At 70.7% G+C, this 19854-nt stretch carries 5 protein-coding genes; all 5 read left to right on the top strand.

Translation table 11 applies throughout. The features are described 5' to 3' along the window. Positions 1–176: 176 nt before the first annotated feature. The 5 genes from PSS76_RS13255 (at position 177) to entS (ending at position 19847) form a co-directional block, all read left to right on the top strand. Complete coding sequence (locus tag PSS76_RS13255) at positions 177–7919, top strand: non-ribosomal peptide synthetase (RefSeq protein WP_084968295.1); 7743 nt, start codon at positions 177–179, stop codon at positions 7917–7919. Between the two features lie 109 nt (positions 7920–8028). Next, entirely contained in the window at positions 8029–9048 is a 1020-nt protein-coding gene (locus PSS76_RS13250; RefSeq protein WP_084968294.1) for an ABC transporter substrate-binding protein, read from the top strand. Positions 9049–9139: 91 nt separating this feature from the next. Continuing rightward, positions 9140–18304 carry a non-ribosomal peptide synthetase gene (locus PSS76_RS13245; RefSeq protein ID WP_337456252.1) on the top strand — a complete coding sequence of 3055 codons (9165 nt, stop codon included), beginning with the start codon at positions 9140–9142 and terminating at the stop codon, positions 18302–18304. 36 nt (positions 18305–18340) lie between these two features. Continuing rightward, positions 18341–18565 carry a phosphopantetheine-binding protein gene (locus PSS76_RS13240; RefSeq protein WP_013414939.1) on the top strand — a complete coding sequence of 75 codons (225 nt, stop codon included), beginning with the start codon at positions 18341–18343 and terminating at the stop codon, positions 18563–18565. A gap of 7 nt (positions 18566–18572) precedes the next feature. Beyond that, a complete protein-coding gene (gene entS, locus PSS76_RS13235) occupies positions 18573–19847 on the top strand; it encodes an enterobactin transporter EntS (protein WP_064059697.1) in 1275 nt (424 codons plus the stop codon). Positions 19848–19854 lie beyond the last annotated feature (7 nt).

The following is a 19854-nucleotide window of genomic DNA, read 5'->3' as shown; positions in this document are numbered from 1 at the left end:
AGCGCTCACCTTTCGATAGCGGTGACGTGGGACGAATCGGCGGAGATGCGCCGACCGGAACGACGATATACGGTTAGCCTAACCTTTGGTACTCTTCGATCTTGATCCGGCCGTCGACATGGCTGCGTGAAGCGTTACGGCGCAACCGGATTCGCCTACAGAACAGGAGATGGTCAGTGTCCTCGATCGGCCCGTCGAACTCGGTATTTCCACTGACCCGAGCTCAGGCCGGCGTGTGGTTCGCGCAGCAGCTGGACCCGGACAACCCGATATTCAACACCGCCGAATGTATCGAACTTCGTGGCGACGTGAGCATTCCGGCGCTCGTCGGTGCGGTGCGCGACGCTGTCGGTGAGGCCGAAGTGCTCACTGCTGCAGTCGAGGTCGCATCGGACGGCTCGGCGTATCTGCGTCCCGGCGCGCACTCACTCGATGCCGTGCCGGTGCACGACCTTCGCGACCACGACGATCCGGAGGCGGCGGCCCGGGACCTGATGGAGGCCTGTCATCGCACGGTCGTCGACCCGCGTGCCGAATCCTGTGTGCGCGCTGCTGTTCTTCAGCTGGACGATCGTATAGTTCTGCTGTACTTGGGTATTCACCACCTCGTGATCGACGCGTACGGCTTCGGTCTGCTCATGCGGCGGATCGCGGAGATCTACACCGCGGACGTGCGGGGGGAAGAGCGTCCGGCCTGCAAGTTCACGTCGCTCGCACCCGTCGTCGCCGAAGAGGCCGCCTACCGGGAGTCGCCCCGGTTCGAGGCCGATCGCGTGTTCTGGACCGACTACCTCGACGACGCATCGGAGGCCGTCACGCTCGCCGGGGGCGGAGCCGGAATCGCGCGTGCGTCACGCGGAATGCGGCTCACCCTCAGCGCCGAACAGCAGCGGGGCCTGTCCGCGGTCGGCAGGGCGGCCCGCGCCAGTTGGGGCGACGTCCTCACCGCGGCGGTCGCAATCTACCTGCGCGGGGCGAGTGGACGTGGTGACATCGTCGTCGGGTTCCCCGTGATGAACCGTCTGGGTAGTGCGGCGTTGGCAGTGCCGATGTCCGCGGTCAACGTCGTTCCGCTGCGGCTGGAGCCGGCCCCGTCGACGACCGTCGTCGACCTCGTCGGGCAGGTGCGCGACGCCGTCGCCCGGTGCCGGGATCACTATCGCTACCGCGGGGAGGACATCCAGAACGACCTGCGCCTGCCGTCCGGATCCCGCGGCGTGGTGGGGCCGTCGGTGAACGTCAAACCGTTCGGTGACCGGCTGCGTTTCGGCGACCTGTACGCGGCGGTGCACTCGATCGCCCGTGGTCCGCTCCAGGACCTCATGGTGACCGCCCGCCCCCTCGATCACGTCGGTGGGCTCGAGGTGTGGGTCGACGTCGACGCCGAGCGCTACACCGCCGACGAGCTGGCCACGCACACCGGTCGTCTGGCCCACCTGCTGGATTCGCTCGCGGCGCTGGAGGATCCCGGCGCGACCGCGCTCGCCGGGGTGTCGATCCTCACCTCCGACGAACGCCGGACGCTGCTCGCGCGTGCCGCGGGCAAAGCCCTGGCCGTCCCCACCGGTCTCACCCTGCCGGACCTCCTGCAGGCCCAGGTGGAGCGTGATCCGGACGCGCCCGCAGCGAGCGACGGAACGACGTCCCTGACCTTCGGTGAGCTCGCGTCGCGGGCGCGCCGGCTCGCCCGAAACCTGCTCGCCGGCGGACTCGGACCGCACCGGCGGGTCGCGGTGGCGCTCCCGCGTGGCGTCGACACGCTGGTCGCGCTGTTCGCGGTCCTCGAGGCCGGCGGCACGTGCGTGCCCGTCGATCCCGATCACCCGGCGGACCGGATCGGCCATGTGCTCGACGAGACCGGGCCCGGGTGCGTCGTCACGAACGGTGCTGTGGCGCAGCGTCTGCGCGAGGTGACGGGCACGAGCCGCGTCGTCGACATCACGGCCCTCGACCTCTCGGTCGGCGAGGACCATCCGGTGTCCGCCGCCGAGCGTGGCCACCGGATGCACGACCTCGACATCGCCTACGTGATCCACACGTCGGGCTCGACCGGACGACCCAAGGGCGTCGAGGTGCCACATCGCGGCGCGGTCAACCTCTTCCACAGCCATCGGGATCGGGTGTTCTCCCGCGCGTGTGCCGTCGCCGGGCGGGATCGCCTGCGGGTGGGGCACGCGTGGTCGTTCGCGTTCGACGCGTCGTGGGGGCCGCACCTGTGGATGCTCGCGGGGCACGAACTGCGGCTGGTGGACGAGGAAACCCAGCGCGATCCGGAGCGGCTCGCAGCGCAGGCCCGGGCCGAGGGGTGGCACTTCGTGGAGCTGTCACCGTCGCAGCTCGAGCACATCGTCGACGCCGACCTGCTGCCCGCCGACATCGTCCCCACCCTGGGGTTCGGCGGCGACGCGGTGAGCGAGAACCTGTGGCGACGCCTGCGGGAGCGGGGTGGCACCGCGTTCAACTTCTACGGCCCCACCGAGGGCACGGTCGACGTCGTGGTCGCCGAGATCGTCGACGCCCCCGAACCGGTGATCGGGGTGCCGGTGGCGAACCTGGCTGCCTACGTGCTCGATTCTGGGCTCGAGCCGGTGCCGGACGGCGTTCCCGGCGAGCTGTACGTGGCGGGCCCGGGTGTCGTGCGCGGCTACCTCGGTGCGGCGGCGGTGACGGCGGCACGTTTCGTCGCGAATCCGTTCTGCGCCGATCCCGCCGGCGACGACGCGCGTCTGTACCGGACCGGGGACATCGTGCATCGCCGGCCGGACGGACAGATCGTCTACCGCGGACGCACGGACGACCAGATCAAGATCCGGGGTTTCCGGGTGGAACTCGGCGAGGTGGAGTCCGCGCTGCTGCGCCTGCCCGGCGCCACCCGGGCCGTCGCGACGACGCGCCCCGACGCCACCGGATCGGTGCGACTGGTCGGGTACGTCGTGGGCGCGGACGGCGACCCGATCGGCGCTCGTGAGCTGCTCGCGAACTGGTTGCCGGCGTACATGGTGCCGTCGGCATTCGTGTTCCTCGACGCGCTACCGCTGACGTCGAACGGCAAGGTCGATCGGAAGCGTCTGCCGGAACCCGACTTCGGTGCGGTGGTGTCGACGCGTGAGCCGTCGACCGAGCTGCAGCGGGTGCTGTGCGCACTCGTCGCCGACGTGCTCGGCCTCGACGCCGTCGGCGTGGACGACGACTTCTTCCTGCTCGGTGGTCACTCGTTGGCCGCCGCGAAGCTGATCGCGCGGGTGCGCGACGCCGTGGGCGTCGAACTCGCCATCCGCGCCGTGTTCGACAATCCGACCGTGCTCGGGCTGGCCGAGCAGTGCGAGGTCGCGACGGGGGCCGGGCGCCGGCCTCCCGTGCTCGCGGTGGACCGCGGCCCGGTCTCGCCGCTGTCCGCCGCCCAGCAGCGGCTGTGGTTCCAGTTCCGGCTCGAGGGACCGAGTTCCACGTACAACATTCCCGTGGCGCTGCGCCTGCGGGGTGTGCCCGATCCCGCGGCACTGTCGGTGGCAACCGGCGCGTTGCTGCGCCGGCACGAGGTGTTGCGCACCCTGCTCGAGGACGTCGACGGCATCGGTATGCAGCGGGTGTGCCCGGTGCCGGACACGGTGCCGTTCGAGGTGGAACACGTCGCCCCGCACGAGCTGGACGCGGTTCTGGCGGCCGCGGCACGTCACCCGTTCGACCTCGATCACGAGTTCCCGATCCGGCTGCGCTTGTTCGTGACCGGCACGGAGTCGGTGCTGTTGGTGCTGACGCACCACATCGCGAGCGACGAACTGTCGACGCCCGTACTGATGCGCGACCTGGGCTCGGCGTACCGCGCTGCGGTCGCGGGGGAGAACCTCTCGCTTACCGACTTGCCGGTGCAGTACGCGGACTACGCACTGTGGCAGCGTGATCTGCTCGGCGAAGGTGACGATCCCGCTGCGCTCACGGCGGTTCAGCAGGGGTTCTGGCGCGCCCGGCTGGCGGGTGCCCCGGAGGAGATCGCGCTGCCCGCGGACCGCCGCCGTCCGGCGGTCCCGACGTTCGCCGGGGGAGTCGTCGAACGCGCCGTGAGCGCCGAAATCACCGACGACCTGCGTGCGTCCGCGCGGGCGGCGGGAGCGTCGATGTTCATGCTCTCGCACACCGCCTTGGCCGTCGCGCTGGCGGGCAGCGGGGCCGGACACGACATCGTGGTCGGCACTCCCACGGCGGGCCGGCCAGCCGCCGAACTCGACCAGCTCGTGGGCTTCTTCGTCAACCTCGTGGTGCTGCGCACGGATCTCTCGGGAGATCCGACGTTGACCGAACTGGTCGGCCGGGTGCGCTCCGACGACCTCGAAGCCTATGCCCATCAGGATCTTCCGTTCGACCGGCTGGTGGAGGCCGTCAACCCGGAGCGCTCCGCGTCCCGGCACCCGCTGTTCCAAGTCCTGGTCCAGCACCGGATGCCGCCCGTCGTCGACGAGTTCGCGGAGTTCGCCCCGAGCGTCGTCACGCTCGACACCGGCGCCGCGATGTTCGATCTCACCGTCGACGTCGTCGAAGTGCCCGGCGACGGCCTGCGGGTGCGGATCGAGTACGCGCAGGATCTCTTCGACGCGGCCACCGCCGAGGCGCTGGTGGACCGGGTGGTGCGCGCCCTCACCGCGTTGGCCCGCACCCCGCAGTTGCGACTGTCGGCGGTGGATCTGCTGTCGGCCGACGAGCGCGTCCGCCTGACCCGCGGTGCGCTCACTCCGGCAGTGATCGCCGACGTCCCGACCGCGGCCGCTGCGTTCGACCGGCAGGTGGCACGCACACCGAACGTTCCCGCCCTGGTCGACGCCCGCACCGAACTGACCTTCGCGGAGCTGAGCGTGCGGGTCAATCGTCTCGCGCGGCACCTGATCGCGCACGGGGTCGGACCGGAAACGGTGGTGGGACTGAAGCTTCCCCGCGGTACCGACATCGTGATCGCCGCCCTCGCGGTGTGGCAGGCCGGTGGCGCGTACCTGCCGATCGACCCGGCCTACCCGGCCGACCGGATCGCGCACATGCTCGCGGACGCCGCCCCGGTCCTGGTGCTCGACGAGTACGCGATCGCCGCGGTCGACCCCACCTTGCCGTCCGGTCCGCTGGCGGTGGGCGAGCGGACCGGCACTCCGTGCGCGGACAACGCCGCGTACGTCATCTACACCTCCGGATCGACGGGTGTCCCGAAGGGTGTCGTCGTACCGCACCGTGGCGTCGTCAATCTGCTGGCGACACAGCGCCGACGGACGTTCGGACCGGCGGACGACCGTCGGCGGCGGGTCCTGCTCACGTATGCGCTGGCATTCGACTCGGCAATCGACCCGCTGCTGTCGATGCTGTCCGGGCACACGCTGCACGTGCTCGGCGCGGACCTCGCCGCGGATGCGGCCGGCATCGTCGAGTACGTGCGTCGCCACCACATCGACGCCGTCGACTGCGTGCCGCTGTTGATGGCGGAGTTGCTGCGCGAGGGCCTGCTCGATGCCACCGCCGCGCATCGCCCCGGTCTGCTCGCGGTCGGCGGCGAGGCGGTCCCCGCCGAGCTGTGGTCCGCACTCGCCGGCGCCGACGGCATCCACGCCACCAACATGTACGGCCCCACCGAGTGCACCGTCGATGCCACGATCGGCGACATCACGGGATCGGCCGCGCACATCGGTTCCCCGGTCGACGGGGCGAGGGCGTACGTGCTCGACGCGAGGATGCGCCTGGTTCCCCGCGGGGTCCCCGGCGAGTTGTATGTCGGAGGGCCCGGTGTCACGCGCGGCTACCTGAACCGTCCCGGCCTCACCGCGGAACGCTTCGTCGCCGACCCGTACGGCGGCTCCGGTGAACGGCTCTACCGCACGGGCGATCTGGTTCGCTGGACGTCACGCGAGGGAGCCTGGGTACTCGAGTACCTGGGCCGCACCGACGACCAGGTGAAGATCCGCGGGTTCCGCATCGAACTCGGCGAGGTCGAGTCGGTACTCGACGCGCACCCGGCGGTGACGGCCGCAACCGTGGTCGCCCGCGAGGACGATCCGGGACGCCGCCGATTGGTCGGATACGCCGCCGTGAGGGCGGCCACCGACGGAGAAGCGCTTCGCGAGCACCTGGCGGCCCGACTGCCCGCGCACATGGTGCCCGCCGCGATCGTCCTGCTGGACGCGCTGCCGGTCACACCGAACGGCAAGGTGGACCGCCGGGCGCTGCCCGCGCCGGACTTCGCGGCGTCGGGCTCCGCGCAGGACGCCGGCAGCGACCTCGAACGCCGCCTGTGTGCAGTGGTCACCGACGTGCTGGGGGTCGACGACGTCGGCCCGGGTGACGACTTCTTCTCGCTCGGTGGTGATTCCATCGTCTCGATCCAGCTCGTCTCCCGTGCCCGTGCGGCCGGGATCCGGTTCACCGCGCGTGACGTGTTCGAGCACCGCACCGTGGCGGGCCTGGCGGCGGTGGCCGAAACGGATGCCGAGGTGGCGCCGGTCGACCCGTCCGCCGCGCTCGGGTTCGTGCCCGCGACCCCGATCGTCCACGACCTGCTGGACCGGGGCGGCCCGTACCGCCGGTTCGCACAGTCCCGCCTGTTGCGGGCCCCGGACGGACTGACGCTCGCGACGCTCACGCGCGGGGTGCAGGCGCTGCTCGACACCCACGACGCCCTGCGCGCGTCCTTCGACGACCGGGACCGGGTGTTCGACGTCGCGCCGCCCGGAACCGTGCCTGCCGAGGGCGTGCTGACCTGCGTCGACATTCGAGGCGCGGGTACCGACGCGCGGCGGGAGGCGGTGCGGCGCGCGACCGATGACGCGTACGGACGGCTCGATCCGGCTGCCGGAGCAATGTTCCGGGCCGTGCTGCTCGATGCCGGCGAGACGGAGTCGCTCGTACTGTTGGTGATCCACCACCTCGTCGTCGACGGTGTCTCGTGGCGGATCCTCGTCCCGGACCTCGCGGACGCGTGTGCGGGAAAGTCGCCGGCGGCGCCCGGTACACCGCTGCGAACGTGGGCACGTGGCCTCGTCGGAACCGCGGCACAGCGCCGGGACGAGCTCGCGCTGTGGCAGGCGGCGACCGTGTCGGATCGCGAGACGATCGGACGCCGCGCCGTCGACCCGTTGCGCGACAGGATGTCCGGCACCGAGACCCTGGAGGTCTCGGCACCGGTGGAGGTCACCGAGGCACTGCTGACCGCCGTGCCGGACCGGTTCAACGCGCGGGTCGACGACGTGCTGCTCACCGCGCTGGCTCTGGCCGTCGCCCGAATCCGGGGTTCGGGTGCGCTGTCGATCGACCTCGAGGGCCACGGGCGGGAGGAACAGGCGGTGCCGGGCGTGGACCTGTCCCGCACCGTCGGCTGGTTCACGACGCTGTATCCGGTGCGGCTCGACGTGGCGGGAGTGGATCTCGTGGACGCATTCGGTGGCGGCGGGGCTGCCGGTGACGCGCTCAAATCCGTCAAGGAACAGATGCGTCGGGTCCCGGACAACGGGATCGGTTACGGCGTGCTCCGCCACCTCGATCCGGTCGCCGGACCTGCGCTGGCCGCCGGGCCGGCCCCGGAGATCGGCTTCAACTACCTCGGTAGGTTCACTCTGGGTGAGGGCGCAGGTGGGGCGTGGACGAGCGCACCCGGATCCGGCACCCTCGGTGGCGCGGCGGACGGGGACATGCCCGTCAGTCACGCGATCGAGATCGGCGCGGTCACAGAGGATTCCATTGACGGGCCCATACTGCGGGCCACGTGGGGATACAGCCCGGACGTGGTCGACGCCGCGACCGTCCGGAGTCTGGCGACGGCCTGGGTCGACGCCCTGCGGGCGCTGTCCGGGCATGCCGCGAGCGGTCACGCGGGTGGGCTGACGCCGAGCGACCTGACGCTTACAGACCTCGACCAGGCCGAGATCGACGAGTTCGAGTTGGAGTTCCTGTAGAGCCGCTCAGTGGGCACGCTCTTGGAACGGCCATCAAGTTCGGTTAGCCTAACCAATCGACTCGAGCGACCGCTCGGAATGTGACGAAGGAACCAGGGGAGACACTGAGATGCAGGTGAAGATGGGCTGGGCCCGCCGCGCCGCCGTGATCGGCGCCGCTGCGCTGCTGAGCGCGGGACTCGTGGCGTGCGGCAGCGACGACGACAAGGGCTCGGATGCCGAGACCACCGCCGCCGCCACGACCCGCACGTTCCAGGCCCAGAACGGTGCAATCGAGATTCCCGGCGATCCGCAGAGCATCGTCGCCTGCGGTTACGCCGTCCTGCCGCTGATCCAGTCGGGTGCCAACCTCTCCGGCATCTGTGAGTGGGGTCGTGAGGACGACAACATGGACGCCGACACCAGGAAGGCCTACGACGCCCTGCCGAAGGTCGGCCCCGACGGCGCGATCAGCGAGCTGAACTACGAGGCGGTCACCGCTGCCGGCCCGGATCTGATCATTCTGGGTGTCCCCTCCCGCGCGCAGTCCCAGGTCGACATGGGCAAGCTGCAGGCACTCGCACCCGTCGTGTTCCTCGGTCCCACGACGCCGGCCGACTGGCGCACGCTCGGCGAGCAGTTCGCGGACGCCGCGAACGTATCCGACTCGTACGGTGCCTTCATCGAGCAGTACGACGAACGGGCCCAGGAGATCTCGAAGAAGTACCAGGACAAGCTCGGTGGGCTGAAGTTTGCCGGTGTGTGCAGCGTGTGCTTCCCCGATCCGGGCGAGTTCGTCCGCGAGTACAAGTCCTCCTACGTGACGAACCTGTTCGACGACCTGGGTCTGCAGTTCCCCGGCCAGCCGGACAACCCGGAGGACGGCCACGCCGAGTACGTCGCCTTCGAGCGGATCTCCGACAAGCTCGGTGACGCCGACGTCATCGTCTACGGCGTCGAACTCGACGGTTCCGTGACTCCCGAGATGCAGGAACTGATGGCGTCGCCGCTGTGGCAGAACCTGCCCGCGGTGAAGGCACGAAACCTCGTTCCCGTCAAGCACGCGCAGGCTGCCACCCACCAGACCGCCCTGCTCGCGCTCGACTCGATCGACGAGGGCCTCGGCGCACTGCCCGCCGCGAAGCAGTAGTCCCACCTGCGGCTCGAACACGGCCCCCGACAACATATTCGGGGGCCGTGCTCGTACCCGCACCCGTTTCGACCGGAAGTAGATCCCCTGCATGTCCAAGCTCGAAGACGTCGTCCCGCTGTCACCGCTGCAGCAGGGGCTGCACTACCTCAGTACTGTCGCGGCGCCGTCCGAGACCGAACACGAGCCGCAGGTGGATCCGGACGCCTACACCGTGCAGTCGGTGTTGCGCCTCACCGGTGACGTCGACGCCCGACGCCTGCACGCCTCGGCGCAGGCGCTGCTGGACCGGCACGCGGCACTGCGTACGTGTTTCCGTCCGCGTAAGGACGGGCGGGTCGCGGGTCTGGTAGTCAAGGACATCGAGGTGCCCTGGCGCAGCGTCGATCTGAGCTCGACGGCCGACCCGGAGGCTGCCCTCGCCGCTCTCCTGGACACGGACCTGCACACCTGGTTCGACCTCACCGACCCTCCACTGGTCCGCTGGACCCTGATCCGACTCGCCGCAGACGACGTGCGCCTGCTGCTCACCGCGCACCACACGGTCGTCGACGGCTGGTCCACACCCATCCTGGTGCGTGAACTGCTCGAGATCTACGCGGCCGGCGGCAGCGCGGCGGCGCTGCCGGCCGTCCGGCCCTACCGCGACTATCTCGCGTGGCTGGGACGGCAGGACCACGATGCGGCGCGCGAACTCTGGCGGCAAACGCTGGACGGCCTCGACGGACCGACGCTCGTCGCCCCGCCGGGTTCCACTCGCGACGCGCAGGGCACCGCCGTGATCGACGTCGAGATTCCCGCGGATCTGACGGAACTGTTGACGGGTCTGGCGCGCGACACCGGTGTCACCCTCAACACCGTCCTGCAGACCGGGTGGGCGCTGCTGCTCGCCGGTCTGGTCGGCCGCCACGACATCGTGTTCGGCGCGACGGTGTCCGGTCGCCCGGCGGACCTTCCGGGTGTGGAATCGATGGTGGGCCTGTTCATCAACACCGTCCCGGTCCGGGTGCGGCTCGACCCCGCGGCGACCGTCGCCGAAACGCTCCGACGTGTCCAGACGGAGCAGGCCCGGACTCTCGACCACCAGTACCTGGGACTGGCCGAGGTGCAACGCGAGACCGGTCTGGGTGAACTGTTCGACACGCTCACGATCTTCGAGTCGTATCCCGTCGATCGCGATGCGCTCGACCGCGCCCAGCGTGCCGGCGGGGTCGGAATCGCGGGCGTCGACGCGGTGGACGCCACCAACTACCCGCTGGTGCTCACCGCGGGCGTCGCCGATCGACTGATCATCCGACTCGACTACCGTCCTTCCCTTTTCGCCGCGGCCGATATCGCGACTCTGGGGCGGCGCCTGGTCACGATCCTGAGCGCGCTCGCCAGCGGGTCGCAGACGAGGGTCGCGGCGCTCGCAGCGCTGTCGCCGTCGGAGACGCGGGCCCTCGGGACGTGGTCGACGACTCCGGCAGCCGAGCCGTCCGGCATCGTCACCGACCTCCTCTCGCATCGGGATCCCGCAGTGCCCGCCGTGATCTGCGACGGCGAGCAGCGCACCTTCGGCGAACTGGTCTCGAACTCGGCACAACTGGCACGGCTGCTCATCGGCTCCGGTGTCGGCCCCGACGTCCGGGTGGGCCTGGCTCTGCCTCGGTCGGCGGCGATGGTGGAGGCCGTCACCGCGGTCCTCTCCGCCGGGGGCGCCTACCTGCCGCTCGATCCCTCCTATCCGGCGGATCGACTCGCGCACATGGTCGCCGACTCCCGGCCGGCCGTCGTGCTGACGACGGCGGCCGTCGCGGCGTCGCTCGGTGGTGTCTTCACGCAGTCCCGGATCGTGATCCTCGACGATCCGCAGGTACGTGACGCGGTGTCGCGACAGTCCACCCGACCCGTCACCGACAGCGACCGGATCGCGCCGCTGCGCCCGGCCAACGCCGCCTACGTCATCTACACGTCCGGGTCGACGGGCCTGCCCAAGGGCGTGATCGTCACACATTCCAACCTCTCGGATCTGCATGCCGCGCAGCGCGAGACGATGATGCCGGTCGTGGCGGAGCGCCCGCGCCGAGTGCTGCTGACCTACCCGTTCGCGTTCGACTCCGCCGTCGCGTCCCTCACGTGGCTGTTCGACGGCCACACCCTGCACCTGCTCCCCGACGACCGGCGTACCGATGCCGACTACATCGTCGACTACGTGCGGACCCGTCGCATCGACCACGTCGACTGCGTACCGGCCCTGATGAACCAGCTGCTCGACGCCGGACTGCTCGACACGGCCGCGCACGTGCCCGCGCAGCTCACCGTGGGCGGTGAGGCCGTGTCGCAGACGCTGTGGCGCAGGCTCGGGTCCGCGTCCGAGCGCGGCGTCACGGCGTTCAACTGCTACGGCCCCACCGAATGCACCGTCGACGCCACCGCATCCCGGATCTCCGGCGACGCCGTCGTGATCGGTGGGCCCACCCCGGGCACACGCGTGTACGTCCTCGATCGTTGGCTACGTCCCACGCCGCCCGGCGTCGACGGCGAGTTGTACGTGGCCGGTGGCGGCGTCGCCCGCGGTTACCACGATCGGCCCGCGCTTACCGGATCCCGTTTCGTCGCCGATCCGTTCGGAGCGGCCGGTGAGCGGATGTACCGCACCGGCGACGTCGTCCGGTGGACCCTCGACGGGGTTCTGGAATTCGCGGGCCGCGCCGACGATCAGGTCAAGATCCGCGGGTACCGTGTCGAACTCGGCGAGATCGAGTCCGTGCTGGCCGCTGCGTCGGGTGCCGGGGAAGCTGTCGTCGCGGCGCACACCGACGACCGTGGCGTGACGCGACTGGTCGGTTACGTGATCGCAGAAGTCGACCCCGGCGCGGTGCGTGCGACGATGAGCGAGCGCCTGCCTGACTACATGGTTCCCACGGCGATCGTGCCACTGCGCACCTTCCCCCTGACCGCGAACGGGAAGGTGGACCGGAAGGCTCTGCCGGAACCCGATTTCGGTGCGCTCGTCGGCTCGGGTGAACCGCGCACCGAGACCGAGGCGATACTGGCGGCCGTGGTCGCCGAGGTTCTCGGTCTCGACCGGGTGGGTGTCGACGACGACTTCTTCACGCTCGGCGGCGACTCGATCGTCTCGATCCAACTCGTCACCCGGGCCCGCGCGGCCGACGTCCGGATCACCGCGCGCCAGGTCTTCGAGCTGCGGACCGTCGCGGCTCTCGCTGCGGCGCATGACACCCCGGCCGACACCCTCGGCGACTCGCGCGTCACCGCCGCGGCCACCGGATACGTGCCGGCGACCCCGATCGTCCGAGACACCGTCGCGCACGGCGTGCCACTCGACCGCTTCGCCCAGTCGCGTCTGCTGATCGCGCCCGACGCGCTCTCCGAGCCCGCTCTGCGCTCGGCGGTGGCCGCGCTGCTCACCACGCATCACATGCTGCGGTCGGTGTTCACCGTGGTGGACGGACACCCGCAATGGGAAGTGCCGGAGCAGATCCCGGAGACCTCTGCGCTGGTGCGGCGGGTCGCGGTCGCGGGGAGTTCGTGGCCGGAGGTGTTCGCTGCCGAACGCGAGAGGGCGTATCGAGCCTTGCGTCCCGATGCGGGCGTGATGGTGCAGGTGGTGTGGTTCGACTTCGGACCGGGCCGTGCCGGGCGGGTGTTCGTCGCCGTCCACCACCTGGTGGTGGACGGGGTGTCGTGGCGGATCCTGGTACCCGATCTGGCCACCGGCGTCGAGCAGGCTCTACGCGGGGAGACCATCGCCCTCGCGGACGCCGGAACGTCGTTCCGGGACTGGGCGGTCGGGCTCACGGAAGCCGTCGAGTCGGACCGGATCCGCGGTGCGCTGCCGTTGTGGCGGGAGATCTCCACAGCGAGCGAGCCGGCGCTCGGGGTGCGGGCGCTCGATCCCTCGCGTGACACGGTGGCGTCGGCTCGATCGATCGAGGTGCGGGTACCGCCGGCACTGACCCGGAGCGTGCTGACCACCGTGCCGGCCGCCTATCGGGCAGGGGTCGCCGACGTGCTGCTCACGGCACTCGGTCTGGCCGTCGCCGGGGAACGCGGGGGCGACCGTGTCCGGGTGCATCTCGAGGGCCACGGCCGCGAGGAGCACGTGGTCGCGGGCGCGGATCTCTCGCGGACCGTCGGTTGGTTCACGTCCCTGTACCCGGCGGTCCTCGACCTCACCGGCGTCGATGTCGCCGGCGCCCTGTCCGGGACCGAGGACGCCGGCATCGCGCTGGCGCAGGTCAAGGACGGCCTGCGACGAATCCCGGACAGCGGCATCGGTTTCGGGATGCTGCGCCGCCTCGGCGAGACCGCCGGCCGATTGGACGGCTGTCGGGCCCCCGATGTCATGTTCAACTACCTCGGACGACTGACGCTGGGGGAGGAGTCCGGAGGCGCCTGGACGGGGGCGCCCGAATCCGGTGCCCTGGGCGGTGCGGTGCATCCGGCGACCCCGCTCGAACACGTACTGGACGTCAACGCCGTCACCGAGGACGGCGCCGACGGTCCCGAACTGGTCTGTGAGTTCACGGCGACCGACGAGATCCTCGACGGCGCCGCCGTCTCGCGGATCGCCGCCCGTTGGATCGATGCGCTGCGCGCCCTCTCCGAACACACGTCGGCGCTTCCCACCGCGACGCGCACCGCCGCCGACCTCACCTACCGCGGACTGGAGTATCCGGAACTGCGTTTCCTGGCAGACCGACTCGGCCCCGTGGAGGACGTGGTGCCGCTGACTCCGCTGCAGCGTGGACTGTTCTTCCTGGCCGAACTCGACGCCGACAGTGACGTCTACGCCATGCAGACCGTGCTGGACCTTCGTGGTGACCTCGACCGCGACGCGCTTCGTCGCAGCGCCGACGCCCTGCTCGCCCGGCATGCGACACTGCGCACCGGATTCCGTGCCTCCGCCGCCGGCGAACCGATCGGCGTCGTGCTCGAGGACCCCGAGTTGGTGTGGGCCGAGGTCGATCTCACCGATCTGTCGGAGGTGCAGGCGCGCGAACGCAGTGCCGCTGTCGTGGCCCGCGATCGGGTCACCCGCTTCGACGTCGGTGCGGCGCCGCTGTTGCGGTTCACTCTGATCCGGCTGGCACCGGAGTTGCACCGCCTCGTGTTCGCGGCGCATCACCTGCTGCTCGACGGCTGGTCGTCGCCGCTGGTGATGCGAGAGTTGTTCACGCTTTATGGCGCCGGTGCCGACGCCGCGGTACTGCCGCCCGTGCAGCCGTTCACCGACTACCTGGCCTGGCTGTCGGAACAGGACACCGACGCGGCGCTGCAACGGTGGAGCGACGTGCTCGACGGCGTCACCGAACCGACGCTGGTGGCGCCCGCCGGATCGTCCCTGCGGGCGGACCTGCCCGGCGAGCACTCGATCGCGGTACCCGACGACCTGGCCGCGGCCCTGCAGCGCCGCAGCCGCGACCTCGGGGTCACCGTCAACACCGTCGTTCAGGCTGCCTGGGGACTGCTCCTCGGTCACCGACTCGACCGCGACGACGTCGTCTTCGGTGCCGTCGTGTCCGGTCGTGTCCCACACGTGGCGGGGATCGAGACGATGATCGGCCTGTTCATCAACACCGTGCCGGTGCGGACGACCCTCCGTCCCGGCGAGCGCACCGACGAATTCTTGCGGCGCGCGCAGGACCTGCAGAATCGCACTCTCGACGACCAGTACGTGGGTCTCGCCGACATCCAGCGTCGCGTCGGGATCGGTGAACTGTTCGACACCCTTCTGGTGTTCGAGAGCTACCCGATCGACACCGAGGCACTGGCCCGCGCGCAACGATCCGGCGGCCTCGAGGTGAGTGACGTCCGTGGCCACGACGCGACCAACTTTCCGCTCGTCCTGGTCGCTGCGCTCGACGAGGAACTGACTCTCACCCTCGAGTACCAGCAGTCGCTGTTCGACGGCACCGATGTCGAGGTGCTCGGGCAACGGCTGGTCCGGGTGCTCGAGCAGCTCGCGGCGCCGGACACGTCCACCGTCGCCCGCGTCGATCCACTGTCGGACGTCGAACGGGGGTTGTCGGTCGGGGACCGGGCGGCCACCGTGTCCGCACCCGCGACGGGCTGCAGCACGGTCGCGGAGTTGCTCGCCGCTCGCGTGGCGGCCTCCCCGGGCACCACCGCAATTGTGTTCGGGGACAGCCGTCTGACGTTCGGCGAACTGGGTGCGGCGTCGGCTCGACTCGCCCGCCTGCTGATCGCGTCCGGTGTGGGACCCGACACCGTCGTCGGACTCGCGCTGCCCCGTTCGGAGCGGATGGTGGTGGCGATCTTCGCGGTGATCGCGGCGGGTGGCGCCTACGTCCCCATGGACCCGTCGTATCCGGCGGACCGGCTGGCGCACATGGTGGCCGATGCGACACCGACCGTCGTGGTCACCGACGGCACGGTCCGTGCCGCACTGGACGCGGTCCTGCGCGGCACCGCCGTGACGGTACTCGACGATCCGGAAGTCGAAGCGGCACTGGCTGTCCTGCCGGACGCCCCGGTCTCCGATGCGGACCGGCTCGCCCCGTTGCGGCCAGACCACTGCGTGTACGTCATCTACACGTCCGGCTCGACGGGCCGACCGAAAGGCGTGGCCGTCACCCATGCGAACCTGCTGAACCTCTTCGAGAGCCACCGAGCCGACCTCTACCGACCGACGGTCGAGGCCACCGGACGCGAGTGCGTCGGTGTGGGCCACGCCTGGTCGTTCAGCTTCGACGCGTCGTGGCAGCCCACCCTGTGGCTGCTCGACGGCCACACCGTCCACGTGTTCGACGAGGACACCATGCGGGACCCGGAGGCGATGACCGACTACGTCGTCGACCACGGGCTCGACTTCCTCGAGGTGACCCCGTCGTTCCTCGATCGGATGCTCGCCGCCGGACTGTTCGAGCGCGAGCACCGGCCCGCTACGGTCGGTTTCGGCGGAGAGGCCGTCAATCCGGCGTCGTGGCAGCGACTTCGGGAACTGACCGACGGTCGCGCGTTCAATCTCTACGGTCCCACCGAGTGCACCGTCGATGCACTCGTCGGGCAGGTCACCGACGCATACGAGCCGTGCCTGGGCCGTGCCGTGCACGGCGGCCGCGCGTACGTCCTCGACCGATGGCTGCGGCCCGTCCCCGCGGGCGGCACCGGTGAGCTGTATCTCGCCGGCTCCGGCGTCGCACGCGGCTACCTCGGCCGACCCGATCTCACCGGGGCGCGGTTCGTCGCCGATCCGTTCGGTGCCGCGGGGGAGCGGATGTACCGGACCGGTGACACGGTGCGGCGGGGCGCCGGGACCCTCGAGTTCCTCGGGCGCGGCGACGACCAGGTGAAGATCCGCGGGTTCCGGGTGGAACTGGGGGAGGTGGAGGCGGCCCTCGCAGCGGTTCACGGGGTGCGCGACGCGGTCGTCGTGGCGCACACCGACACCCGGGGTGTGGTCCGCCTCGTCGGCTACGTCACGCCGGACGGGCACGTCGATCCCGCGGCGGCACGCGCCGTCGCCGCAGAACGCCTGCCCGACTACATGGTTCCCGCCGTGGTCCTCGTGCTCGCGGATTTCCCGGTCACCGCGAACGGCAAGATCGACCGCAAGTCGCTGCCGGAACCGGATTTCGGTGCGCTGGTCGGATCGGGTGAGCCGCGCACCGACACCGAGGCGATGCTGGCGGCGGTGGTTGCCGATGTGCTGGGCCTGGACCGGGTCGGTATCGACGACGACTTCTTCGCGCTCGGCGGCGACTCGATCGTGTCCATCCAGTTGGTGACCCGGTGCCGGGCGGCCCGACTGGCTGTGACCGCGCGACAGGTATTCGAATTGCGCACGGTGGCAGCGCTGGCCGCCGCGTGCGAGCAGACGCCGGATCCCGGGAGGAACGAGGCAGCGGCGGCCCTCGCGGCGATCGCCGCGACGGGCGAGGTGGTGCCGACGCCGATCGTGTGGGAGGCGGTGCACTGGGGGACCGACCTCGGCCGGTTCTCGCAGGCGCGGCTGCTGGTGGCACCCGACGGGCTGACGGTCGAGGTGCTCGAAGCTGCAGTCGCCGGGCTGCTCACGACGCACCCCATGCTGCGTTCACGCTTCGCCGTGGTGGACGGCGTGCCGGAGTGGTCGGTGCCCGAGCGGCTGCCGGACGCCTCGCAGGTGGTGCGCCGCGTCGACGTCTCCGGCTGCTCCGACCACGAGTGGGGCGACGTCTTCGCCGCCGAACGCGAGCACACGTACGCGGCGTTGCGTCCTGCGGACGGGATCATGGCGCAGGTGGTGTGGTTCGACCTCGGCCCCGGGCGGCAGGACCGCGTGTTCGTGGCCGTCAATCACCTGGTGGTGGACGGCGTCTCGTGGCGGATCCTGGTCCCGGACCTCGCGACCGCTGTCGCGCAGGCGCACAACGGTGAACCCGTCGCGCTGGCGGGCGCCGGCACGTCGTTCCGGGCCTGGACGCGAGGACTGGTCGACGCGGCTCGCAGCGAGCGGATCGCCGCGACGGCAACCTACTGGCAGCGCGTCGTCGACGCCCGTGAACCGGCGCTCGGCGTCCGGCCGCTCGATCCGGCGCTCGACACGGTCTCCACTCTCCGGTCCGTCAAGCGAGTGCTGCCGACGGAGGTCACCACGCGCGCACTCGGCGGTGGTGCCGTCGACGAGACCCTGCTCACGGCACTGGCACTCGCGGTGGCGAAGGTCCGTGGCGGTGACACCGTGCGGGTGGAACTCGAGGGCCACGGGCGTGAGGAACAGGTGGTTCCCGGTGCGAACGTCGACCGCACGGTGGGCTGGTTCACGTCCATGTATCCGGTCGCATTCGACCTCGGCGGCGTCGCCGTCGACGAGGTCCTCGCGGGCGACGTCCCCGCGGACGAGGCCTCCGCGCGGGTGCGTGCTGCGCTGCGCGCGGTGCCGGACAACGGGATCGGTTTCGGCATTCTGCGCAGGCTGACCGGTGAGGATCCGTTCACCGGCTACACGCGCCCGCAGATCGTCTTCAACTACCTCGGTCGGATGACGTTGGGGGAGCAGAACGGCGGACCCTGGTCGGGTGCACCCGAGGGCGTCGCGTTGGGCGGCTCGGTGGACTCGGCGACACCGCTCGACCACATCCTGCAGGTGGACGCCGTGGTCGAGGACACCGCGGACGGACCGATCCTGGACTGCGAGTTCGCGGCGTCCGAGGTGCTGGACGACGCCACCCTCGACGCGATCGCGTCCGCCTGGGAGCAGGCGATGTCGGCGCTTCTCGGCGTCGCGACGCACGCCGTGCCCTGATCCGACGAGACCTCAGCAAACAAAGGGAGATAGAACATGTCACTCGACCGCGACACGATCCTCGCCGACACGGCGCAGATCCTGGAGGTGGACGTCGCCGAGATCGATCCGTCGGTGAGCCTGGTGGACCAGGGCCTCGACTCGGTGCGGCTGATGGCGCTCGTCGAACGCTGGCGAGACAGCGGCGCCGACGTCGACTTCGTCTCGCTCGCATCCGAACCCGATCTCGAGCAGTGGTTCACACTGCTCGAGCCGCGGTGACCCGCCCGTGGCACTCCTCGGGAAGCTGACTCTCGACCTCGACCCGCTGCGCACCAGTCGGGAGTTCCGCTACATCTTCACCGCGCGGGTCGTGTCGCTGTTCGGGCTCGGCTTCCTCATCGTCGCCGTGCCGCTGCAGGTGTACGAGATCACCGCGTCCACCGCCCACGTCGCGGCGGTGTCGACGGTGCTGGGGCTCACGACGTTCGGTGCAACGTTCGCGGGCGGCATCCTCGCCGACCGGTACGACCGGCGCCGCGTCATCGCTCTTGCGCGCGGCTGCGCGGGTGTCGCCTTCGCGGTGCTCGCGATCAACGCGTTCCTACCGGATCCGAGGCTCTGGGTGGTGTATCTCGCCGCGATCGTCGACGGGATCTGCGGTGGTATCTCGGCGACCGTGCTGATGTCCGTCACCCCGACCCTGCTGCCTCGCAACAAGATGGCCGCGGCCGGAGCGCTGATGGCGCTCACCGGCGACCTGGGGGCGATGATCGGGCCGGCGCTCGGTGGTGTCGTGATCGCTTCCGGTGGTGTCGGGCTGGCGTTCGCGCTCGCCGCGGCCACGACGGCGGTCACCACGTTCTGCATCACCCGCCTGCCGGCGTTGCCGCCGCCGCGCTCGGCCGCGGAATCCCCGCTACGGGCCGTCGCTAGCGGATTCCGCTATGCGGCGGGTCATCGCGTCATCGGTGGTGTGCTCGTGTGCGGGTTCGTCACGATGTTGCTCGCCGGGTGGTCGGTCCTGATTCCCGAGTACGCCGCCGAGGTCCTGGGAGTCGGAGCCTCGGTGACGGGTCTGCTCTACGCCGCACCGGCCGTCGGTGCCGTGCTCGGCGCACTCACCAGTGGGTGGACCGGGACCGTGCGCTGGTCCGGCCGCGCGGTGTTCGTGGGCATGCTGCTCTCCGCCGCGGGCCTCGTCGGGGCCGGGGCGACCGGAGCTGTCGTCGTGACGGTGGCGGGTCTGGCTGCGCACGGATTCGGCGAGGCGGTCGCCGACATCCTGCGCTACGCGATCGTGCAGAAGCACACCGCCGAGGAGTACGGCGCCCGCATCGCGGGCGTGTGGTCGGCGCAGGTCACCGCCGGGGCGTCGGTGGGCGCGGTCGCGGCCGGTGTGGTGGCTGCGCTGGTTCCGATCGATGCCGCGCTCGCCGTGTACGGTGCCACCGGTCTGGTCGCGACGGCAGTGCTCGCCGTGACGCTGAAGCGGCTGCGCCGCTTCGACGAACACGCCCAGCCCCTTTCGGATGCCGCGCACGTCGAGCAGCCGACGTCATGAGAAAGGA

The sequence above is a fragment of the Prescottella sp. D32 genome, from assembly GCF_037287305.1.
GTDB classification, from domain to species: Bacteria; Actinomycetota; Actinomycetes; order Mycobacteriales; family Mycobacteriaceae; genus Prescottella; species Prescottella equi.
The sequence above is the reverse complement of the archived record's forward strand: the minus strand, read 5'-3'. Positions and strand labels throughout refer to the sequence as shown.